The 22,126-nt window shown below is 60.5% G+C and carries 21 protein-coding genes and 1 tRNA gene; 16 read left to right on the forward strand and 6 right to left on the reverse strand.

From position 1 onward, the window contains the following. Positions 1–180 precede the first annotated feature (180 nt). Complete coding sequence (gene aroC, locus ACN9MW_RS15925; protein WP_426161424.1) at positions 181–1,281, forward strand: chorismate synthase; 1,101 nt, start codon at positions 181–183, stop codon at positions 1,279–1,281. After that, positions 1,236–2,420: an MFS transporter gene (locus ACN9MW_RS15930; RefSeq protein WP_426161425.1), complete on the forward strand. Its 1,185-nt coding sequence runs from the start codon at positions 1,236–1,238 to the stop codon at positions 2,418–2,420. Before aroC ends, ACN9MW_RS15930 begins: the two co-directional genes overlap by 46 nt. 3 nt (positions 2,421–2,423) lie before the next feature. Here the strand turns inward: ACN9MW_RS15930 and ACN9MW_RS15935 are convergent, their stop codons facing one another. Continuing rightward, positions 2,424–3,902: an HDOD domain-containing protein gene (locus ACN9MW_RS15935; RefSeq protein ID WP_426161426.1), complete on the reverse strand. Its 1,479-nt coding sequence runs from the start codon at positions 3,900–3,902 to the stop codon at positions 2,424–2,426. Continuing rightward, positions 3,899–5,632 (reverse strand): putative bifunctional diguanylate cyclase/phosphodiesterase, encoded by a 1,734-nt coding sequence (locus tag ACN9MW_RS15940; RefSeq protein WP_426161427.1) that lies wholly within the window; start codon positions 5,630–5,632, stop codon positions 3,899–3,901. The genes ACN9MW_RS15935 and ACN9MW_RS15940 overlap by 4 nt, the downstream gene beginning before the upstream one ends. A gap of 247 nt (positions 5,633–5,879) precedes the next feature. Between ACN9MW_RS15940 and ACN9MW_RS15945 the strand changes: the two genes are divergently transcribed. From ACN9MW_RS15945 to ACN9MW_RS15960, 4 genes are all read left to right on the forward strand, one after another. Beyond that, complete coding sequence (locus tag ACN9MW_RS15945) at positions 5,880–7,562, forward strand: isovaleryl-CoA dehydrogenase (protein WP_426161428.1); 1,683 nt, start codon at positions 5,880–5,882, stop codon at positions 7,560–7,562. Between the two features lie 45 nt (positions 7,563–7,607). After that, positions 7,608–8,258, forward strand: coding sequence for a uracil phosphoribosyltransferase (upp, locus tag ACN9MW_RS15950; protein ID WP_426161429.1), 651 nt, complete (start codon positions 7,608–7,610; stop codon positions 8,256–8,258). Positions 8,259–8,261: 3 nt separating this feature from the next. Further along, complete coding sequence (locus tag ACN9MW_RS15955; protein WP_426161430.1) at positions 8,262–8,615, forward strand: Hpt domain-containing protein; 354 nt, start codon at positions 8,262–8,264, stop codon at positions 8,613–8,615. A gap of 200 nt (positions 8,616–8,815) precedes the next feature. After that, positions 8,816–9,019 (forward strand): cold-shock protein, encoded by a 204-nt coding sequence (locus ACN9MW_RS15960; protein ID WP_028102570.1) that lies wholly within the window; start codon positions 8,816–8,818, stop codon positions 9,017–9,019. 111 nt (positions 9,020–9,130) lie between these two features. Here ACN9MW_RS15960 and ACN9MW_RS15965 read toward each other — a convergent pair whose 3' ends face one another. Then, complete coding sequence (locus ACN9MW_RS15965) at positions 9,131–10,036, reverse strand: LysR family transcriptional regulator (protein WP_426161431.1); 906 nt, start codon at positions 10,034–10,036, stop codon at positions 9,131–9,133. Between the two features lie 124 nt (positions 10,037–10,160). Between ACN9MW_RS15965 and aceB the strand changes: the two genes are divergently transcribed. Further along, complete coding sequence (gene aceB, locus ACN9MW_RS15970) at positions 10,161–11,750, forward strand: malate synthase A (RefSeq protein WP_426161432.1); 1,590 nt, start codon at positions 10,161–10,163, stop codon at positions 11,748–11,750. Positions 11,751–11,909: 159 nt separating this feature from the next. Here aceB and ACN9MW_RS15975 read toward each other — a convergent pair whose 3' ends face one another. Beyond that, positions 11,910–12,560, reverse strand: a complete 651-nt coding sequence (locus ACN9MW_RS15975; protein ID WP_426161433.1) for a 2-hydroxychromene-2-carboxylate isomerase — start codon at positions 12,558–12,560, stop codon at positions 11,910–11,912. Positions 12,561–12,573: 13 nt separating this feature from the next. Further along, positions 12,574–13,359 carry a hydroxyacylglutathione hydrolase gene (gloB, locus tag ACN9MW_RS15980; RefSeq protein ID WP_426161434.1) on the reverse strand — a complete coding sequence of 262 codons (786 nt, stop codon included), beginning with the start codon at positions 13,357–13,359 and terminating at the stop codon, positions 12,574–12,576. A 20-nt stretch (positions 13,360–13,379) separates the two neighbouring features. On the opposite strand from gloB, the gene ACN9MW_RS15985 reads away from it, so the two are divergent. The 7 genes from ACN9MW_RS15985 to ACN9MW_RS16015 all read left to right on the forward strand — a co-directional run bounded on the left by ACN9MW_RS15985 (position 13,380) and on the right by ACN9MW_RS16015 (position 19,386). Beyond that, entirely contained in the window at positions 13,380–14,159 is a 780-nt protein-coding gene (locus ACN9MW_RS15985) for a class I SAM-dependent methyltransferase (RefSeq protein ID WP_426161435.1), read from the forward strand. Further along, on the forward strand, positions 14,152–14,592 hold the full coding sequence (gene rnhA, locus ACN9MW_RS15990) for a ribonuclease HI (protein WP_426161436.1): 441 nt from the start codon (positions 14,152–14,154) through the stop codon (positions 14,590–14,592). The genes ACN9MW_RS15985 and rnhA overlap by 8 nt, the downstream gene beginning before the upstream one ends. Positions 14,593–14,637: 45 nt before the next feature. Then, on the forward strand, positions 14,638–15,339 hold the full coding sequence (gene dnaQ / locus ACN9MW_RS15995; RefSeq protein ID WP_426161437.1) for a DNA polymerase III subunit epsilon: 702 nt from the start codon (positions 14,638–14,640) through the stop codon (positions 15,337–15,339). A 12-nt stretch (positions 15,340–15,351) separates the two neighbouring features. Beyond that, positions 15,352–15,426: transfer RNA gene (locus ACN9MW_RS16000), tRNA-Val, on the forward strand. A gap of 1,063 nt (positions 15,427–16,489) precedes the next feature. Next, positions 16,490–17,524, forward strand: coding sequence for a sensor histidine kinase (locus tag ACN9MW_RS16005; protein WP_426161438.1), 1,035 nt, complete (start codon positions 16,490–16,492; stop codon positions 17,522–17,524). Next, entirely contained in the window at positions 17,521–18,273 is a 753-nt protein-coding gene (locus tag ACN9MW_RS16010; protein ID WP_426161439.1) for a LytR/AlgR family response regulator transcription factor, read from the forward strand. Before ACN9MW_RS16005 ends, ACN9MW_RS16010 begins: the two co-directional genes overlap by 4 nt. An 18-nt stretch (positions 18,274–18,291) precedes the next feature. Continuing rightward, entirely contained in the window at positions 18,292–19,386 is a 1,095-nt protein-coding gene (locus ACN9MW_RS16015) for a S41 family peptidase (RefSeq protein WP_426161440.1), read from the forward strand. Positions 19,387–19,536: 150 nt separating this feature from the next. Here ACN9MW_RS16015 and ACN9MW_RS16020 read toward each other — a convergent pair whose 3' ends face one another. Then, entirely contained in the window at positions 19,537–20,265 is a 729-nt protein-coding gene (locus tag ACN9MW_RS16020) for a hypothetical protein (RefSeq protein WP_426161441.1), read from the reverse strand. Positions 20,266–20,612: 347 nt separating this feature from the next. Here ACN9MW_RS16020 and ACN9MW_RS16025 point away from each other — a divergent pair, with 347 nt between their 5' ends. Together ACN9MW_RS16025 and ACN9MW_RS16030 are read left to right on the forward strand one after the other, a co-directional pair. Further along, positions 20,613–21,764, forward strand: coding sequence for an FHA domain-containing protein (locus ACN9MW_RS16025; protein ID WP_426161442.1), 1,152 nt, complete (start codon positions 20,613–20,615; stop codon positions 21,762–21,764). Next, a complete protein-coding gene (locus ACN9MW_RS16030; RefSeq protein WP_426161443.1) occupies positions 21,761–22,015 on the forward strand; it encodes a hypothetical protein in 255 nt (84 codons plus the stop codon). Before ACN9MW_RS16025 ends, ACN9MW_RS16030 begins: the two co-directional genes overlap by 4 nt. Positions 22,016–22,126 lie beyond the last annotated feature (111 nt).

Genomic DNA, 22,126 nt, shown 5'->3' on the forward strand with positions numbered 1-22,126 from the left:
CAACCTAGTATATAGCGAATTATTCCTGAGAACGACCATTAAAACACTTTCATGGATACTAACGAAATAGCGGCGTGCTAGTTTCGCAAAAGTTGTAGCTTAAAAAGCTACTTCCTGCGAGTTTTGCCATATCGGGTTAGAATGGGGAGTTTCTCCCAGCTACTACTCATCGTCCTCATCATGTCCGGCAATTCCTTTGGCAAGCTGTTCACCGTCACCACTTTTGGCGAATCCCATGGTCCTGCAATTGGCTGCGTCATCGACGGCTGCCCGCCGGGAATGGCGTTGAGCGAGGCAGACATCCAACCGGAACTGGATCGCCGCAAACCTGGCACTTCGCGCCACGTGACGCAGCGCCAGGAGCCTGACACGGTCCAGATCCTGTCCGGCGTGTACAAGGGCGTCACGACCGGTACCCCGATCGCGCTGCTGATCAAGAACGAAGACCAGCGCAGCAAGGATTACGGCAATATCGCGGAGAGCTTCCGTCCGGGCCACGCCGATTACACCTACTGGCACAAGTACGGCGTGCGCGATCCGCGCGGCGGCGGCCGTTCTTCGGCTCGACTGACCGCGCCGGTGGTGGGCGCGGCGGCCATTGCCAAGAAGTGGCTGAAGGAGAAGTACGGTACCGAATTCGCCGGCTGCATGAGCCAGTTGGGCGAGATCGAAGTGCCGTTCGAGAGCTTTGAGCACGTGCCTTCCAACCCGTTCTTCGCTGCCACTTCCGACGCGGCCCTGATTGAACGCATGGAAGACTATATGGACGGCCTGCGCAAGGACGGCGATTCCATCGGCGCACGCATCGACGTGGTGGCGCGCAACGTGCCAGTTGGCCTGGGCCAGCCAATCTACGACAAGCTGGATGCCGATATCGCCTACGCGATGATGGGCATCAATGCAGTGAAAGGCGTCGAAATCGGCGCGGGCTTCGATAGCGTGGCGCAGCGCGGCTCCGAACATGGCGATGAACTGACCCTGGAAGGCTTTGTCGGCAATAACTCCGGCGGCGTGCTGGGCGGCATTTCGACTGGCCAGGACATTACGGTGTCGATCGCCATCAAGCCGACTTCGTCGATCCGCACGCCGCGCCGTTCGATCGACAAGGAAGGCAACCCTGTGATGGTGGAAACCTTTGGGCGCCACGATCCGTGCGTTGGCATCCGGGCTACCCCGATTGCGGAAGCAATGCTGGCCCTGGTGCTGATGGATCACGCGCTGATGCACCGTGCCCAATGTGGCGACGTAAAGGTTTCCACGCCGGATATCAGCAAAGCGTGATCCCCGCGCAAGCCTTCGGATTCGCGCTTTTCCTTTTCTGTTATTACGCATACGCCGGGACATTTTCGACCTACGCCAGCCTGTATTTCCAGGGCAGGGGGATGTCGGTAGCGCAGATCGGCGTCCTGATGTCGCTGATCCAGGTGTTGCGGATCTTCGGCCCCAATCTGTGGGGCTATGTCGCCGACCATTCCGAACGGCGCGTCTTCGTGCTGCGCCTGACCGGCGTTGCGGCGCTGGTGACGTTCTCCGGTTTCATCTTCGGTTCCACCTTCGCGCATTTCTTCGCCGCGATGGTCCTGCTCAATCTTTTCACCAGCGCGCAAGGGCCGATGTGCGAAGCGCTCATGCTGTCAGAGATGCGCGGCGACCTGACCTACTACGGGCGCATCCGCCTGTGGGGCTCGATCGGCTTCATTGTCACCGTGATGCTGGCCTCGTTCCTGATGGATTGGCAAGGGACGGGCGCCCTGGTCTGGTTCTGCGGGGTACTGCTGGTATGCGTGCTGGGGGCGGCCTTCCGCCTTAAGGACGTGCCGCGCCTGACCCATGCGGGCAAGCCGCCGGCCTTGCTGGCGGTGCTGCGCAAGAAGGAAGTGCTGGCATTCTTCGCCTCCACCGCGCTGATGGTTTCGGCCCACGCTTCGCTGTACACCTTCTACTCGCTGTATCTTGAGAAGCAGGGGTACAGCAAGACCGTCACCGGCTTGATGTGGTCGCTGGGCGTGGTGGCCGAGGTGCTGTGCTTCTATTTCCAGGCGCCGCTGTTCAAGCGTTTTGGCGCCAGGCGCCTGATGTATGCCTGCTTCGCTTTCGGTGTGCTGCGCTTCGCCATGATCGGGGTCGGCGCGCAGTCTCTGGCCTTGCTGGTTGCGGCGCAGCTGATGCACGCGGCGACCTTCGCGCTGCACCATTCGGCCTCGGTGCAGACCATGCAACGCTGGTTCGGCGGCGCCTTGCAGGCGCGCGGGCAGGCGCTGTACATCAGCATTTCCTATGGCGTCGGGGCCAGCGCCGGCAGCCTGGCGCTGACCCAGGTCTGGCAGGGCGCGGGGCCGCAAACCATCTACTACGTTGCGTCGGGGCTGGTGGCGACGGGCGCCATCGCTGCTGCGCTGAGCTACCGCTGGCAGCGGTAGGACTCAGGCGGCGCGATTGACGGTGCCGACCTGGTGGCGGCGCTCGGCCGCCTTCACAATCATCGAACGGATGTCGTTCAGCAGTGAGAACTCGGTCGGGCTGAGGTGGATGGCCGGGAAGGAGTCGTCCCAATCGCCGTACAGGAAGCCGGTCGGCTGGCCGTTGGAGCATAGCGGCAGGATCACGAAGCTGCGCGCATCGTTCAGCGTATCGCGCCACCAGGCCGGCAGCTTCGCGGCGAACTTCGGATCGGCCGCATTTTCAATGAAGATCACACGGTCGCTGCTCAAAGCGGCGTGGAACACGTTCGGCTCGTAGGCATCGGCAAAGTGCATGGCGTCCAGGTGCTCGCGCACGCCTTCGCCGAGGCACATGCGCGCCGCGTACTTGCTTTCGCGGCGGTTGCGCACGAATGCCACCGCTCGACTGAACTGCAAGCCCTTGAATACGGTTTCCAGCGCGATCGAGACCATCTGGCCCGGGCTCGCGGTGTCGAGCGAATCGCGCATATCGGACAAGCCGCTAAGCAGGATATTGTTGCCGGCGACGCGCTGGCGGGTTTGCGCCAGGGCTTTCGCGCGGCGTTCGGCCGGCTTGGACAAAGGCGCGATCGACAGGTCGCTTGCCGCAACGACCTTGGCCTGCTCGATGGCCCGCGCCAGCTTGTCGGGGCTGACGCCGATCATGGTTGAATAGCGGGCGGTGATGCGCTTCACTTCCGCGGCGCCTTCTTCGCTGTCATGCCACAGTGCACCGGCACAGATGCAAGACATGGTGGAAACGCCTGCCACCCAGTCTTCAGGGCCGAGCGGTTCGGCCGGCATATCGTCGGCAGGCGGCACCAGGGTGCGCATGCCGGACAGCAGGTTTTCAGGCAAGCCCCAATGCACGGCGGCGGCGCGGCCGATATCCTGTAGGCTCAGGCCCAGCATCCCGACTGCCGCACTGTCTTCCTTGCCTTCGCCCGTGGCGCCCTGCAGGGCCGACCAGCGCTCCGGCATGTAGAAAGTGACCAGCATGCGGCCCAGGGTCTGCAGCATGGAGCAGACCACAGCTTCCTCGCCGTGGCGGTTTTCCGCGGTGGCCGATACTTCGCGTGCGACGATGCCGGCCAGTACGGCCTTTTCCATTTCAATGTGGGCCATGCCGGAATCGGGAGACACCACGGACAATTCTTCGATCAGCTTCAGCCCCAGGGCCAGGTGCCCGATCGCTTCGGTGCCCAGCACCAGCATGGCTTTGCTGACGGTATTGATTTGCTGGCCGAAGGCGGAATACATGCCGCTGTTCGCCAGGCGCAGGACCTTCTGGGTCAGCACAGGATCCGACAGCACGGTGCGCGCCATGTCGAACTCCTTGTCGTCCTCGCCGCGCATTGCGCCAAGGATGGCGGTGATGGCCTTAGCAAAGCCAGGCATGTCGCCTTGCTGGCGCGTGCGCTCCCAGAGCGTTCCCAGGGTCTGTTCGGCCAGGGCGTTCATTGGGCCACCTGCCGCGGTTCTTCAGTCATCAGCGACGCGTAGGTGCGCTCCCTGAGCGCAGCCACGGCCGTGTGCGCGGCCATCGGACGGCCGGTGAGGAAGCCCTGGACGTAATGGCAGCCGCGCTGCTCGACGTAGTGCATTTGTTCTTCGGTCTCGACCCCTTCGGCCACCACGGACAAGTCCAGGTGCTTGGCCAGGTCCAGCACCGCATTACAGATGGCGCCATCCTTTTCCGAGCCGGGCAGGTCGCGGATGAAGGTGCGATCGATCTTCAGTACGGAAATCGGGAAGCGCTTCAGGTAGGACAGCGAAGAGTAACCGGTGCCAAAATCGTCGATTGCGATGCGGGCGTTGCGCTCGGCCATCCGGGCTAGGATTGTCTCGGCGTGGGCCGGATCGATCATCAGCGTGCCTTCGGTAATCTCCAGCACCAGTTGTTCACCGGGTAGGCCAGAGAAGGCCAGGGCATCGTCGAGCACATCGAGGAATTTGTCGTTGCGGAATTGACGGGGACTGATATTGACGGATATGTATAGCGGCCGTTTGGCCACTTCCTGGAACTGCTTCAGCTGCACGCAGGCCGATTTCAGCGCCCATGCGCCGAGCAGGTTGATCAGGCCATTGGTTTCCGCGATTGGAATGAAGCGTGCCGGCGGCACCATGCCCAGGGTAGGGTGCTTCCATCGCATCAGGGTTTCGAATCCTTCTATTTCGCGCGTGATGGAATTGACGATAGGCTGGTAGTACAACAGGAATTCGCCCTCGCGCACGGCCTGGAACATGGCCGCTTCCAGCGAAATGTCGTGTTCAGGCGAGCCGCTCTGGCGCTGGCTGTAGATCACGCAGCGGGCCTTGCCGGTTTCCTTGGCGCGCGACATGGCGGCATCGGCCAGGGCGACCAGGCGCACTTCGTCTTCCGCGTGCTCGGGATAGACCGACACGCCGAGCGAGGCGCTGACGTAAATCGTGTGCCGGTCCACTTCGAACGGCGACTGCAGCGTGGCAAGCAGGCGGCCGGTGACCAGCCTGATTTGCGCCTCGTTGTAGGTGCCGGGCAGCACCGCGACGAATTCATCTCCGCCGACGCGGGCCAGGGTATCGCTATCGCGCAGGGTTTTGCGCAAGCGCGCCGCGGCCATTTGCAGGACGGCGTCGCCAACCGGGTGGCCAAGGCCGTCATTCACTTTCTTGAAGCTGTCCAGTCCAATGGTGGCTACGGCAAATCCCTGTCCTGAGCGGCGCGCCTGGGCGATGGTCATGCGCAGGCGATCCGACAGCAGCAGGCGGTTAGGCAGCTCGGTCAGGCCATCGTGGGTCGCCATGTGGCGCAAGCGTTCTTCTGTCGCCCGCTGGGCCGTCATGTCGCGGCCGACCACCAGCAATTCGTAGGCCCTGTTTCCCGTCGCGTAGCTGCTGACGCGTAGTTCAAACCAGATTTCCTGCTCGGGAGTCTTGAGGCGAATCTCGGCGCGGTGTGCACCGCGGGCCTGGACCGATTCGGAAAGCGCGGACTTCAGCGCAGCATGGTCCAGGTCACAGGCAAAGGCGAGCAAAGGCTGGCCTTCAAGTTCCTGCCCGTTGCGTAACAGGTTGGCGGCGCGCTGGCTCGCAAACAGAATTTGACCCATCAGATTCAGCCTGAACACCACATCGCCCGCTTCCTCTAGCAGGAGGTCTGCCTCATGGTGTGATGTCGTTAGCGGCACTGTTGGGGAGCTGGAAAGCATTGTTGCGCTCGATTCTTTCTCTTCGGGTCGAAACCAGTGAGAAATGTATCACTTAAACCTCATGTTTCACATGAAAAAGAGCAACATTAGGCTATGTTTTTAGGAAATTTGTTGCCCAAGATCAGTTTTGGATGAAATCAGAAGAAGTTTGATGCTTTACTAAGCAATCTTTCATTTTTACGCTAACCTTGCGACTGCTGAAAGTTTGCGCTAGCCTCGCGTTACACAGGAGGCCGAGGAGGGCGAAATGAACCGTTTCGACACGCACGAGGTTTTCAACCAGGTAAGCCCGTTTGTGAACGTCAACCTGTTCACATGCGACACCGCCTTGCGCGAAGCGCTGGAGCGCGAAGGCGGCGCTTTCGCCACTGCTTCGCTGATGGAACTGGGCGCCGAACTGGGCTCCGCGGAAATGCAGGAGCTGGCGCGGCAGGCCAACGAACATCCCCCCGTATTGAAAAACTTCGACCGTTCCGGGCACCGGGTTGATGAAGTCGAATTCCATCCCGCCTGGCACAAGCTGATGGAGCTGATGATCGCAGCCGGCGCCCACGCTTCGCCATGGGAAGGCAAGCATCCGCACCACGGCGCGCAAGTGGCGCGTGCGGCGCGCTACATCCTGTTTGGGCAAGTCGAAAACGGCGCGCAATGCCCGATCACGATGACCTACGCCAGCGTGCCGGCTTTGCGCCAGAGCCCGGGCCTTGCCGCGCGCTGGCTGCCGAAGATCCTGTCGCGCGTATACGATCCAAGCCCGTTGCCGATTGACGAAAAACGCGGCGCGCTGATTGGCATGGGCATGACGGAAAAGCAGGGCGGTTCCGACCTGCGCGCCAACACGACGCAAGCCGAAGGCGTGGCTGCCGAAGAAGTGCGTGCGCTGTTCGGCGACGACAGTGAAGCGGTCTATCGACTGACCGGCCACAAATGGTTCTTCTCCGCGCCGCAGTGCGACGCCCACCTGGTGCTGGCCCAGGCCGGCGACGCGGGCCTGAGCTGCTTCCTCGTTCCGCGTTTCCTGCCAAATGGAGTTCGCAACCAGGTGCGCGTGCAGCGCTTGAAGGACAAGCTTGGCAACAAGTCGAATGCCTCGTCGGAAGTCGAATTTACCGGCGCCTACGGCTGGCTGCTTGGCCCGCTGGGCCGCGGCGTGCCGACCATCCTGGAAATGGGCAATCACACGCGGCTTGACTGCGTGCTCGGCACGGCCGGCATCATGCGCGCGGCGTTGACCCAGGTTCTGCACCATGCGCGGCGCCGCAGTGCATTCGGCAAGCCGCTGGCGGAACAGCCACTGATGCAGAACGTGCTGGCCGACCTGGCGCTGGAATCGGAAGCCGCCACTATTTTCGCGATGCGTCTGGCGCGCTGTTTCGACCGCATGGACAATCCTGCGGAAGCGCTGCTTGCGCGGCTGCTGACGCCAGCCGGCAAATACTGGATCTGCAAGCGCGGGCCCGGTTTTGGTGCCGAGGCGATGGAAGTACTTGGGGGCAGTGGCTATGTGGAGGAGAGCTCGCTCGCCCGCCTTTACCGGGAACTGCCGGTGAATTCGATCTGGGAAGGCTCCGGCAACGTGATGTGCCTGGACCTGTTGCGCGCCCTGTCCAAATCCGGCCAGGCGTTGGAAGTGCTGGCCGCCGAACTGGGCGAGGGGAGCCACGCCGATCCCGAGTACGTGCGCTACACCAGCCATTTGCTGGCCGACCTGCCCAAAGCCCGAGAGGACGAGTTCGGCGCGCGGCAGCTGGCCGAGCGCATCGTTCTCGCCGTGCAGGCCGGGCTGCTGCTGCGCCACGCACCGGCCTTTGTCAGTTCCGCCTTCGTTGCCAGCCGCCTGGCACGCGAGCCGGGCGGCGCTTACGGCCGGTTGCCGGTGGGAACTAACTGTGAAGCCATTCTACAGCGGGCGCTGGTGGAAAACGCCTGAGGCTGGGATAATGCGCGCAATTGAACGAATTTATTCCTATTTGACATGAAACAAGATCCACGCTTTCCCAACCTGTTCATTACCGACCATCCGCTGATCCAGCACAAGCTGAGCCATATGCGCGACAAGGCAACGTCGACGCGCACCTTTCGCGAGCTGCTGAAAGAAATCACGCTGCTGATGGGCTACGAGATCACCCGTGACCTGCCGCTGACCACGCGCGAAATCGAAACCCCGCTGCAAACCATCCAGGCGCCTGTGATCGCCGGACGCAAGCTGGCCGTGGTGCCGATCCTGCGCGCCGGCGTGGGCATGAGCGACGGCCTGCTGAACCTGGTGCCATCGGCACGCGTCGGCCATATCGGCGTGTTCCGCGACCCTGAAACCCACCAGCCGGTGGAATACCTGGTGCGCCTGCCGGACCTGGTCGACCGCACCTTCATCCTGTGCGACCCGATGGTGGCGACCGGCAATTCGGCCGTGCACGCGGTGGACGTGCTGAAAAAGCGCGGCGTTCCCGACGACCAGATCATCTTCCTCGCCCTGGTGGCGGCACCGGAAGGCATCGAGGTGTTCCAGAAATCGCACCCGAACGTGAAGATCTTCTGCGCTTCGCTCGATTCCCACCTCAACGACCATGCCTACATCATTCCGGGCTTGGGCGACGCGGGCGACCGCATTTTCGGCACCAAATAAGTCATGGCCGCGCCGGTCGATCCAGCCTTCCAGGACCGGATGCAAGCCTTGCGCGACAAATACGCCGCCAGCGTTCCCGAGCGCATGGCGGCAATCCGCGATGCCCTGGCGCTATGCCAGGGCGACCTGAGCCCTTCCCACATCGAGCAATTGCACCACGCGCTGCACAGCGTAGCCGGCTCGGCCGGATCGTTTGGCCTGGCCGCGCTTGGCGACGAGTCACGCCGCATCGAACAGCTGGTGCGCGGCGTGATGGAAGCTGGTGCGCCGTGGAGCGGAATTGAGTCTGCGGTCCAGGCGCTGTTGCAAAGCGCCGACAAGGAATTTGGCCCAGGGAAAATTGCCGCGCACGATTGATATTTATCAAACAAGATTGATAAATCTTGTCTATAGTTAGTCATACATGTTCGGGACCTGATTTGGCACTCGTGAATTAATTTTCATCGCGGCGTGTTTTTAACAGGTATTTCGGTATAATGGCGGATCGTTTAGATTCAGGTGACTGGATTCAAACGGTATCACGGGCGCAAGCTCATTTAACTGTAATAGGAATTGTAATGGCAACTGGTATCGTAAAATGGTTCAACGACGCAAAGGGTTTTGGCTTCATTACCCCTGATGAAGGCGGCGAAGATCTGTTTGCTCACTTCTCGGCTATCCAAAGCAACGGCTTCAAGTCGCTGCAGGAAAACCAACGCGTGTCCTTCGACGTGACCTCCGGCCCAAAAGGCAAGCAGGCGTCGAACATCCAGCCTCTGTAATCGAGACGGATCAAAACGATAAAAAATCCTCCAAATCGGAGGATTTTTTTTCGCCCCTACACATCAGCCCGTGTCACACCATGGGGTCAGACCCCATGGTGTGACACGAGTTCAGCCTTTGCGCCAGTAGCCGGGCTGGGCGTAGGTGTGGCGCAGGAAATCGACGAAGGCGCGGATGCGAAATGGCAGGTGCCGCCTTTGTGCAAATACGGCGTAAATATCATTTCCTGGCGCCGAAAATTCGTTGAGCACAGGCTTTAAACGTCCTGCTTCAATATCTGCGCCCACTTCCCACATTGAGCGCCATGCCAGGCCTTTGCCGGCCAACACCCAATCGTGCAAGACTGCGCCGTCGTTGCAGCTCATATTTCCCGCAATTTTCAGCGTCACGTTTTTATCGCCTTCGCGGAAAGTCCAGCCGCGCTGGCTGCCTTCGCTGCTGATCGTCATGCAGTTGTGCCTGGCGAGGTCGTCCAGTGTTTTCGGCACACCGTGGCGTTTGAGATAGGCGGGCGTGCCAACCACCACGCGATGATTATCGGCCAGCTTCACGCTCACCAGGTTGGAGTCGGACATCGAGGCAATGCGGATCGCCACGTCCACCCCTTCGCCAATCAAATCCACCACGCGGTCGTTCAGGTTCAATGTCACCGCCACGTCACGGTGCTCCGCTAAAAAGGAGGGGACCAGGGGTGCCACATGCAGCCGTCCAAAGCCGGCAGGCGCGGAGATAAGGAGGTGTCCCGTGGCGCGCGCGCTACGTTCTGCCACCGCGGCTTCCGCGCTTTCCAGATCCACCAGGATGCGTTGGCAATCCTCAAGGAAGGCTGCACCTTCGTCCGTCAGCGCCAGCTTGCGCGTGGTACGCTGGAGCAGTTTGACGCCGAGCCGTTGCTCCAGCGCGTCGAGGCGGCGTCCGATAACGGCGGGCGCAATGCCTTCCGCGCGGGCCGCCGCCGACAGGCTGCCGCGGTTGACCACTTCTACAAAGGTGGAGATTTGCCTGAACTGACCCATAAGACCTCATTTATGACTAAAACGCACAGATGAAGTGCTTTTTAGTCTTGTTTCTCTATGTTTTTAGTCAATATACTGGAAAACATCGAATCACAACACTAATCATCATTAACGGAGAAAGACCATGAGCATCACTCTGCCAGCAGGTATGCAAATCACAGGAGAAATCAAGCCAGGTTTCGAGCGCGTGCTGACCCCGGAAGCGCTGGCCCTGGTGGCCAAGCTGAGCCGCGAATTTGAGCCGCGCCGCCAGGAACTGCTGGCCAAGCGCGTCGAGCGCGCCAAGCGCCTGGATGCAGGCGAGCGCCCGGACTTCCTGGCCGAAACCGCCCATATCCGCAACGGCGACTGGAAGATCGCACCGATTCCTAAAGCCCTGGAATGCCGCCGCGTGGAGATCACCGGCCCGGTCGACCGCAAAATGGTCATCAACGCGCTGAATTCCGGTGCGGACTCCTACATGACCGATTTCGAAGATTCCAATACCCCGAACTGGGACAACCAGATCTCCGGCCAGATCAATATGCAGGATGCGGTCCGCAAGACCATCTCGCTGGAACAGAACGGCAAGTCCTACAAGCTGAATGAAAAGACTGCCACCCTGGTGGTGCGTCCACGCGGCTGGCACCTGGACGAAAAGCACGTGACCGTCGATGGCAAGCGTGTCTCGGGCGGCATCTTCGACTTCGCACTGTTCATGATCCACAACGCGAAAGAGCAACTGGCACGCGGCGCCGGCCCATATTTCTACCTGCCGAAGATGGAGTCGCACCTGGAAGCCCGCCTGTGGAATGACATCTTCGTCATGACCCAGAATGAACTGGGCCTGCCACAAGGCACCATCAAGGCCACCGTGCTGATCGAAACCATCCTGGCCGCGTTCGAGATGGACGAAATCCTGTACGAACTGCGCGAGCACAGCTCGGGCCTGAACGCCGGCCGTTGGGACTACATCTTCAGCTGCATTAAGAAGTTCAAGCTGGATAAGGACTTCTGCCTGGCCGACCGCGCCAAGGTCACCATGACTTCGCCGTTCATGCGCGCCTATGCGCTGCTGCTGCTGAAGACCTGCCACAAGCGCAATGCACCTGCAATTGGCGGCATGGCAGCGCTGATCCCGATCAAGAACGATCCGGAGAAAAATGAAGTGGCCATGGGCGGCGTGCGTAACGACAAGGCGCGAGATGCGACCGACGGTTACGACGGCGGCTGGGTCGCTCACCCTGGCCTGGTGGAGCTGGCCATGGGCGAGTTCAAGAAGGTGCTGGGCGATGCGCCGAACCAGATTTCCAAACAGCGTCCGGACGTGGAAGTGACGGCAGCGGAGCTGCTCGACTTCAAGCCTGAAGCGCCTATTACTGAAGCTGGCCTGCGCTATAACATCAACGTCGGCATCCACTACCTGGGTAGCTGGCTGAATGGCAACGGCTGCGTGCCGATCCATAATCTGATGGAGGATGCGGCGACCGCTGAAATCTCGCGTTCGCAGGTGTGGCAGTGGATTCGTTCGTCGAAGGGCGTGCTGGAAGACGGCCGCAAAGTGACTGCCGATATGGTTCGTGCGATGATTCCGGAAGAACTGCCGAAGGTGAAAGCCACCGCTCCGGACGGTTCCACTCCAGCCTACGATCGCGCTGCCCAGATTTTCGAGAAGATGTCGACTTCGGAAGCGTTTGAGGAATTCCTGACGCTGCCGCTGTACGAGGAAATCTAAACCGGTAAACCAGGGTCAGACCCAAGGGTCTGACCCTCTCAGCGCAGCCTCGACGGGTTTGGTTCCAGGCCTTTGACCTTCTCCAAACATCAAGATCCTTGAACCAATTCGTTGGCCGGGAAGTCATTCAGGGTCTGACCCTGTGGGTCAGACCCAGGTTTACCGGTTTTGCCGCGAAGCCAACGACGGCCTGTCGAGAAACTCCTGCAAGCGCCCCTCATCGATACGATGGCCCGCGATCCTGCGCAACAGGCTGTCGATCCGATCCGCCCCCCAGAACAACTCTCCCTCATAGACAAAACTCGGCACGCCAAAGATGCCATCGTTAATGGCCTGCTCGGTCGCCCGCGCCAGTTCCGCCTTCACCTCTGGCGTCCCCGCCGCGGCAACCAGCGCCTCGCCATCGAGCCCGCAATCGCGCGCCACCCGTGCGAGGACGCCGAAATCCTGCGCATCCTGCCCCTGTTCCCAGGTTGCCGCCATCACTGCGGTGACGAATGCGATCCGCTCCGCACGTCCCTCGATAGCGGTCGCCATTCGCAGCATCGGCAAGGGATTGAACGGATGGCCTGGCGGCCCCACGAACTCCAGGCCCTGCGCCGACGCCTGCCGCATCACATCGCGGAACGTCAGTACACGTTTCGCCGGGACCTCGGCCGGGCCCACCAAGCCATGCTTGTTCAGCATCGCGGCGAACAAGACAGGCACGATTTCAACCTGCACCCCCGCCGCCTCAATGCGGGCAATCTGCTTGGTGGCCAGCCAGACGAAAGGGCTGATGGGATCAACGTACATGCGGACGGTTTGCATAAATCTCCTCAGGTCAGAAGTTGTTCTTCCACTCCCGCAGCGCCGCAAAGACGGCAACCGGTGGCTCGCCGCCACGCAATTTGCCGGCCTCGTGCAACTGGGCAGCGATTTCGGGCTCACGATAACGCAGGAAAGGGTTGGTGGCACGTTCCAGTGCGATAGTGCTCGGCACGGTCGGCAGCCCACGCTCGCGCGTCGCGGAATCGGCCGCTACCCGGGCGCGTAGCGCCGTATTCCCCGGCTCCACCGCGCTGGCGAAACGCAGGTTGGACAGCGTGTATTCATGGGCGCAGAACACCTTGGTGGCCTCCGGCAGTGCCGCCAGCTTGCCAAGCGATTCGGCCATCTGGCCCGGCGTGCCTTCAAACAAGCGCCCGCAACCGCCGGCGAACAAGGTATCGCCACAGAACACCCATGGCTCGGCACCATCGCGGACATAGGCGATATGGCCGAGGGTATGGCCTGGCACATCCAGCACGCGCAACGACAGGTCCAGCCCCGGAACCTGCACCCGGTCGCCTTCGCCCAACGGCACGGTCACGGCTGCGATACCATCATGGCGGGGACCGAAAACCGGCACCTGGAAGCGGGCCAGAAGCCCCGGAACGCCCCCAATATGGTCAGCATGGTGATGGGTGAGTAGAATGGCGGTAAGTGTCAGCCCGTGCTCTTGCAGGGAGGCCAGGATGGGCGCGGCGTCGCCGGGATCGACTGCTGCAGCGTTGCGGCCATCGTGGACCAGCCACAGGTAGTTATCCCTGAAAGCAGGGACGGTCAGGACAGAAACAGGTTTGCTCATGGGCTCAGTAAAGGGAATGCATGGATAGCGCAACATCCGACGAATCCATTATAGCGTTCGACAAATGGCTGGAAACACCGCCGGGTGCATACGTGCGCGCCTGGGAGCAGGCATGCCTGGACAAGATGGTGGCGGATATCTTCGGTTTCAACGCGGTGCAGATCGGCATGCCGCAACTTGACGCCTTGGCGGCCAACCGCATGCCGCACCAGTGGCTGGCCGACATCCGGCTGCATCCGCGCCAATCCGGCAGCAGCCGCGCGGTAGCGGTGACCCTGGACAGTGTTGAACTGCCATTCGCCACCAACAGCATGGACCTGGTGGTGCTGCCGCACGTGCTGGAATTCTCCGCCGAGCCGCACCAGGTGCTGCGCGAAGTCGAGCGTGTGCTGATCCCGGAAGGCCAGGTCATCGTCTGCGGCTTCAACCCGGCCAGCCTGTGGGGGCTGCGCCAGCTAAGCGGCCGCCTGACCGGATCGCACTATCTGCCCAAGGCCGGTGAGTTCATCTCCATGCCGCGCATCAAAGACTGGCTAAAATTGCTGAATATGGGCGTCAGCCACACGCACCTGGGCTGCTATGCGCCAGCCTGCCGCACCGAACGCTGGCTGCAACGCTACAACTTCATGGACCGCGCCGGTCCTAATTACTGGCCGTATTTTGGCGCGGTCTATATGGTGCAGGCGATCAAGCGCGTGAAAGGCATGCGCCTGATCGGCCCGGCCTGGAAACAGAAAACGGCCAAGGCGGGTGTACCTGTCCCGGCCACCAACAAACACAAAGAAAGACTCGATGGATAAAGTAGAGATTTATACCGACGGTGCATGCAAGGGCAATCCCGGCACCGGCGGCTGGGGCGCGCTGATGATCGCAGGCGACGCCAAGAAGGAACTGTTCGGCGGCGAGCTGAATACCACCAACAATCGCATGGAACTGACCGCGGTCATCGAATCGCTGAAGGCCCTGAAGCGCCCGTGCGAAGTGGTCCTGCACACCGACAGCCAGTACGTCCAGAAAGGCATCAGCGAATGGATCCACGGCTGGAAGGCGCGCGGCTGGAAAACGTCGACCAAGGAGCCGGTCAAGAACGCCGACCTGTGGCAGGCGCTCGACGCCGCGCAAGCCGTGCACACGGTCGATTGGCGCTGGGTGCGCGGCCACAACGGCCATCCGGGCAACGAACGCGCCGACCAGTTGGCCAACCTGGGCGTGGAATCGGTCCGCCGCAAATAAGGCCTGTTATACTTCGCCGCTTGCTACGAACACATTCGTGAATTTATGCGTCAAATCGTCCTCGATACCGAAACCACCGGCATTAACCCGAAACAGGGTAACCGAATCATTGAAATTGGCTGCGTTGAGCTGTTCGAGCGCAAACTGACCGGGAATAACTTCCACCGCTACATCAATCCAGAGCGTGATTCGGAAGAGGGCGCATTGGCGGTGCACGGCCTGACCACCGAATTCCTGCGCGATAAACCACGTTTCCATGAAGTGGTGGAGGAACTGCGAGAGTATATCCAGGGCGCGGAAGTGATCATCCATAACGCGCCGTTCGACCTTGGCTTCCTGAACCACGAGTTCAACCTGCTCAAGCTGCCAACTTTTGACTCCCACATCAGCGGAGTGATCGACACCCTGGTGCAGGCAAAGGAAATGCGTCCAGGTAAACGCAACTCGCTGGATGCGCTGTGCGAACACTTCGGCATATCCAACGCCCACCGCAAACTGCACGGCGCGCTGCTGGACGCGGAATTGCTGGCCGATGTCTATCTGGCGATGACCCGTGGCCAGAACAGCCTGGGCATGGATATCGTAATCGAGGAATCCGGCAGCGGCATCGCCATGGCTGAAATCGCACTGGCCGACGTGATCGTGTTGCGCGCAAGTGAAACGGAAGAAGCCGAGCACATTGCGTTGCTGGATGGCTTGGACAAAGCGGTCAAGGGAACTTGTGTTTGGCGCAACCCTAGTCTATAATAGCGCCACTTCGGGAGGTTAGCTCAGGGGTAGAGCACTGCATTCACACTGCAGGGGTCGCAAGTTCGAAACTTGCACTTCCCACCAGAAATACTCAAACAAATCAAGGGCTTGCGAAATCACTTCGCAGGCCTTTTTTGTTTGGTGTGGAAAAAATGTGGAAAAATGATTCCCGCCGCTTTTTGCGGCTCGGAAAAAGGGTGTCGGCGGACACCTTCCCGCTGTATCAAGAAGTAGGGACATTCGCCCCAAATGTTGCCGCCGGTGCGAATACCAGTCGGAGTGTCGCGACTTACCTCGGCACATGGCAGGCCAAGCGAATTGAGTGCTCTATTCGGCGGCCCGCTTTTGCATCAGTGGCCCAAACATCACAAGCGACGACGCGCCCGCAGCGCGAAACATGAAGTACTGCTTCCACGATTTCAGGTGGTGCACCCGGCCTCGGAACCGACGTCAGCTAACAGGAATGCATGCCGGTGAAGATTGGGCGCGCTCCGGACCCTCTATATCAACCAGGAACTCGAAGATTTCGTGACAGTCATAACCTTGATGAACAAGGAACGTCCAAGCTCGAAGGGAGCCCGCGAAACGGTTGACGATAGCAGCTTGGGCCGCGGCGTCAGCGGCAATATTGGAGACCTGCATGGTGATTTCTTTCGTGGGCCGGCGGGGCAAGGCCGACGATCAGAGAAGCGCTGCAGACAATTAGGCAGCGTCGACAAATTCTCACACATTTTCACAGACGCGGCGATACGCGCCTTGATTAATGATGCAAATTTACAACTACAGTGGCATCTTTGGTAACAACCGAAATCATCGGACAAGATTTAATTTCGATAGCCCGCAGACTTAGAAGAGTGGCAATCTAAGAGACTTTTTCAGATGAGCTACAACACAGATCATGCCGCAAACGGCCAGCGGCAGACGCAAGTGGTCTCAAAGCCTGCATTGGCTCTAGTGTCCACTCGCTCCATCTCCGACCGACTCACCGCAATATAGGCACGGGTCGCCGCAATTGACTCGACCGCCGCCAAGGCATCACTTAAGGTCAAGGCTTCCCTACTTCTGGACCTTCCATGGGTGTATTGCTTTCTATTCGTTGGGTGAATGAAACGCTACAATTCCAGAATTGCATTTATAGAAACTCCGCGTGAAAATCGAAACCCCTTTGCTCGTTCCCGTGCTGGCCGCACTGCCGGTATCGGCCTGCATGGTCATTCTGGGACTGCCTGCCGTCAATGATCACTATATCGGAGCTTTTCGTACGCTGTTCCTGGTCGCCTGCCTGCTATGGCTTATTCCGCTGACGCTGCTTCAGCGGGCCATGTGGCGTCGCGATTGGTCCTGGCTGCGCATGGGATCGATACTGCTGGCGGCCACCTATGCCATGGCGATTACGAACGCCTTTCTAGGACAAAGCTTTGGTATCGCGATAGGACGAGAGACGGGCTACCAATGGGAATATCTGGCACGGGGCCTGGATAGCTGCTGGCTGGCACTGGTCGCGTTCTGTGCGGTCCATGCGGTGGCGGCCTATTACCTGTCGCTGCAACAGGTTCGCCTGCATCTGGCCGAGGCGCAAAGCGCCGCCCGCGATGCCGAACTGCGCGCGCTGCGCCTACAGGTCAATCCGCACTTCCTGTTCAACTCCCTTAACGCGATCTCAGCGCTGGTGTCGGCCCAGTCCAATCGAGAAGCCAACCGCATGCTTGCGTGCGTGGCCGACTTCCTGCGTGCCACCCTGGCCCATGATGGCCGTCATGAGCATGCGCTGGCCGATGAGCTGGCCCTGCTCGACGCCTACCTGGCCATTGAAAAAGCACGCCTCGGCCAGCGCCTACGCCTGACGATGAAAACTGGCCCAGACCTGCTGGGCAGCGTCGTGCCTTACCTCATGCTGCAGCCGCTGGTTGAGAATGCGATCCGCCACGGCATCGCGCCGCTCGCCACGCCCGGCCAACTCGATATTTTGGTCGAGCGCATCGGCACGCGCTTGCTGATCGGCGTGCTGAACGACGGCCAGCCCGCGGCGCACAAGGGGAGCGGCATCGGCCTGGCCAACGTCCGGGAACGCCTGCGCCACCTATACGGCGCCGAGCAAGAGGTCGATGCAGGTTGGCGTGCGGACGGACGCTTCCACGTGCACATTTCGATTCCGCTGCGCGCGAACGAGGTGGCGGCATGAACATCAGAGTGGTGATCGTCGACGACGAGCCGCTGGCCAGGCTGGCGGTCAAGGTCAGGCTGGCGCAGCGCGGGGCGTTCGAGCTGGTGGGTGAATTCGGTGACGGCGACAGCGCTTACCAAGGGATTGTGACACTGAATCCCGACTTGGCGTTCGTCGACGTCGAGATGCCGGGCAAGAGCGGACTCGACGTGCTTGCCGCACTGCCGCCGGCGCAGCGGCCGATGACGATCCTGCTCACCGCCTATGAAGGCTTCGCGCTGCAAGCGTTTGAACTGGCCGCCATCGATTACTTGCTCAAGCCGGTCGATGACGAGCGCTTCGACGAAGCCCTGGAGCGCGCGCAGCAGGCGTTTCCCTATCGCTGCCAAAGTCGTGCCGCAGCACCGGTGGCCATGGCGATGCGCAGCTTCAGCGTGCGAGTGGGATCGCGCACGGTGCTGGTGCCGGTGGCTGATGTTGAGCGCATCGAGGCCGACGGCGACTACGCCTCTTTGCATGCGAAGGGCAAGAGCTGGCTAGTGCGGGAGCGCCTGCAGAATCTGGCCATGCAGCTCGATCCGCGTCAGTTCCACCGCGTGCACCGCTCGTCCATCGTACGGCTGGACACGATCGCCGAACTGCGTTCGCTAACCAACCGGGACGCCATGCTGCGCCTGCGCGACGGCACGGTGCTGCGAGCCAGCCGCTCCTACATGCCGGCGCTGACGGAAGCGTTGCAACAGCTCAAAACAAACACCGATTCGTAGTCCAAACTGGAGGAATGCATGTTAAGTAGCAAGAAGCTTGGTTCAATGGCCCTGTTGGGCGCGTTATGCTCGTCGCCCGCCTTGGCGGCGAAGGACACCCCGTTGAGCGCGTCCGATCGCGCCGCTATCGTGCAGACGCTCGCGGCGAAAATCAATGCGAATTACATTGATCCAACGCGGTCCGCACAGGTTGGCAGTGCGATCATCAGGAAAAATGCCGAAGGCGGGTATGCTGCCGCCACCAGCGCAACGGCGCTCAGTGCGGCGCTAAAGCAGGACTTGCGCGAACTCAGCGGCGACATGCATTTCAGCGCCGGGCGTTACGAGGGCTTCACGGAATCCAGCGGTCCCGAGGAGCCGCCGAGCCGCGCCCAGATTGACGAATGGCGTAACGCGGCCGCGCGGCGCGGCTATGACATCGAGAAGATCGAACGCCTCCCCGGCAACGTCGGCTACCTCGAGCTGCGCCGCTTCGCCGGCGTGGAATTCGTCGGCCCGGCCCACACGGCGGCGATGTCGCTCTTGGCGGGCACGGATGCGCTGATCCTCGACCTGCGCCGCAACGGGGGCGGCTCACCGGCCGGCGTGGCTTACCTGATGAGTCATTTCCTACCGGCGGGCGACGTGCACCACCTGACCGATATCTATGATCGCCAGACCGACACGACGCGGCAGATCTGGACCGTGCCGTCGATCGTACAGCGTTACGACAAGCCCGTATATGTGCTGATCTCCGCTCGGACAGGTTCCGCAGCGGAGGACTGCGCCTACAACTTCCAAGCGCTGAAGCGTGGCACCCTAGTCGGCGAAACCACCATCGGCGCTTCCAATCCCGTTAGCTGGTTCAGTTTGGGACACGACATCGCGGTCTCGATCCCGACGGCGCGCGTGATCAATTTCGTCACTAAAACCAACTGGGAGCATGTCGGCGTGAAACCGGACGTAGCCGTGCCCGCAGCGCAGGCGCTGCAGGCGGCGCATGTCGCCATCCTGCGCAACTTGGTGTCATCCGCCAAGGAGGGCGACGAGCGCACGGAACTGCAACGCCTTCTCACCATGGTGGAGAAGGGAGAAACTGAGAAGCCAGTCTACACCCTCAAGGGGGAGCGTTAATCTTCGCATTATTGGTTCACACTGCAGGGGTCGCAAGTTCGAAACTTGTACTTTCCACTAGAATTCTGCGATCAAAACAAGGGCTTACGAAAATCGTAGGCCCTTAGTCTTTCCCGGTCCGGAAAAGTCCTCAACGGCCCATCGGCGCCATCATCGTGGCAACCGCTGGTACTGCTCGACCAGGTCCACAAACCGTTTGTGGCCATGTACTCCGATCCAAGCCCACATTGCCTCCACCTCCGAGAGATTATCCTCGTAGTAGCGCCTGTTGAATGCGAGCCAGAAATGGTGAACGCGGAGCGGCGTCCCTAAACGCACCAACTGTTTGCCAAATGTAGCTCCGACGAAGGCATCCATCTGCGTAGGAGAGACCATCGTGGCTGCATAGCCGTCAATTCTTCCGCGTACCAGCTTTTCCAGATTGCGCGCCCCGTCCTGTGCGCCATCATCGACCTTCGCTCCCTGTTTTCTCAACTGCTCCGCGAGCGTTGCGCCATTATTCATGCCCAGCCGGTGGTTAATAAAGTATGAGTTCGGATCAGTGTCCGAAGGAATCCCGTCGCCGGCACGTACAAAGACGACGGTGTACATCGGGATTGCGCGCTTGGCGTCGAGCTCGCCTTCGTGGGATTGGGGCAGCGCGTAGCGAATGAGATCGCTGTCGCCGGCATCCATCAGCATGGCGTCGACAACAGCGTTGCTCAACGCTTGACGCAGGCGTAACGGAGGCAACCGGACCGAAACCACCGTGCAACCGGCCGATGCAGCGATGTCGCGAACCAGCTGCACCGTTGCCCCAGGGTTGGGCGCTTCGACACTGCCGGCACCCAGGAAATAGGGCGGGCGGTGCAGGTTCACATAGCCCAACTTTATAGGCATGCAGGCGCACCTGGCATAACCGAATGCCAGCCATATTGCCAGGAAGGTCAAAACGCGGGCTGTGCGCATATCCGAGCTCAGCTGATTCTGGAATCCATTGTATTCCAATATGAAATCAACTCTATGCTTTTGGAGATGTCTCATGACAACTTAGTCAATATGTTGTCCAAAAAATCACCAAAAAATCACCAAAGAATCACATGCTTTGGTGATGTGCGGCCCCAATCGTCCCCGGTATATTTTGCTTCGCGCTTGCCAACATTGACAAATCTGAACAGTCGGTTGGCCTGCCGTTCCCTCGTTGCGTTTTGTTCGTGGCAGCACATTCCGATTAGGTGGTGCACATCATGGCGGAAACACTCAAAAGCAAAACAGTCCGCATAGTGCAGGGCTTGCAGGAAGGGGCGGAGTTCTCCCTCGACCCGGGTTTTCCCTGCGTGATCGGTTCGGACCCATCTTGCACGGCCGTCTTGCTGGATGAGAATGTAGCTCCAAGGCATTGCCTGCTGTCGATCGATGACCGCATCGTGCGCTGCACCGCGCTGGAAGATTCCGTGCGTATCGGTACCAGCACGCTGGAGGCGGGCGCGACAGCCAGGGTTTTTGATTACCAGACCATTGAAATCGGCAACGCATCGTTCGCGGTGCGGCCGGCAGATGAAGAGTGGGAAAAGGGCCTGGCCAAAGCGGGCTCGCCGTGGGCGAGTTTTGCGCCGGGTGGAAGCATGCGCAGTCCAGGTCGTTTGCTGAGCAGCGCGATCCTGGTCGTCATCGGATTCGCCGCCAGCCTGAGCCTGGCCTACGCCATGATGTCACCGGACCGGACGGAAATGACGGAGGCCCGTACGCGCGAGGCGCAGCAATGGCTCAAGTCGGTAGCGCCGGTGGGCAGTCAATTGCAGCTGGAAGTCGACAGTGATCACCACCTGTCGGTGTCGGGCTACGTCAATACCATTTACCAGCGCGACCTGCTTGCCATGTCGCTGCACGATTCCGAATACCAGGCGCGCAGCGACATCCACGCCACCGAAGAGATCGTGGCCGCGGTAGCGCGCCTGGCCCGGCTGGAAGGCATCAGCTGCCTCGCCAAGGATGCCGGCGCCGGCATCGTCAGCTGTGCCAACGAAGTAGATACCCCCGAGGCTGCGTCCAAACTGACATCGCTGGCGCAGCAGGTGCCGGGCTTGAAGGCCTTGAACGTGCAGGTGAAAAAAGGTGAGCCTATTGCGCCGCCCGGCCGGGAGGTTGCGGAAGCTGCCCCGCCTGCCGCGTCGGCCGTGGTGGCGATGGAGCCGACGGTTGCTCCGCTGCGGATGTCGAAACGCTTTTCATCGATTCTGATTTTGAAAAAGAACAAATGGCTGATTGGCGCATATGGGGAGAAATTCGCGGAAGGCGATGAGTTCAACGGTATCCGGATCGTCAAGATTGAATTGGACCAGGTCGAGTTTCAAAAAGGCGACCGGCACTACATTTTCCCGCTGGCGGCACTGCAATGAATACTCTTCCGCAAGACGATGTGCTGCCACCCAGCGAGTTTGCCACGCGCCTGCTGGCCGATAGAAGCGGGGCCGTGTGCGCCGAATACCGGCGCCTGATGGAGCAGGCCGCCGCAACCGGGGCCGAGCGTTTGCGGCACCCCCTTGAGCAGCGCGAATATGCGGCAACCAGGGCACTGGTCGAGAGCGCGTCTGTTTCGGTCGAGGTCTTGCAGAACATCTGGGACAGCATGCATTTGAACGCCCGATAGCGAAACGGGAACCATGCAGGTTTGCACCGCCTCAGCCCAGCTGGAGGCGGAGGTAGCAGGAAGCGGGGTGATGCTGGGAGAGCAGCTGATGCGATGTTTCTTAACCTTTCA

The sequence above is a fragment of the Pseudoduganella sp. R-34 genome (assembly GCF_049904655.1).
In the GTDB taxonomy this organism is placed as follows: Bacteria; Pseudomonadota; Gammaproteobacteria; order Burkholderiales; family Burkholderiaceae_D; genus Rugamonas.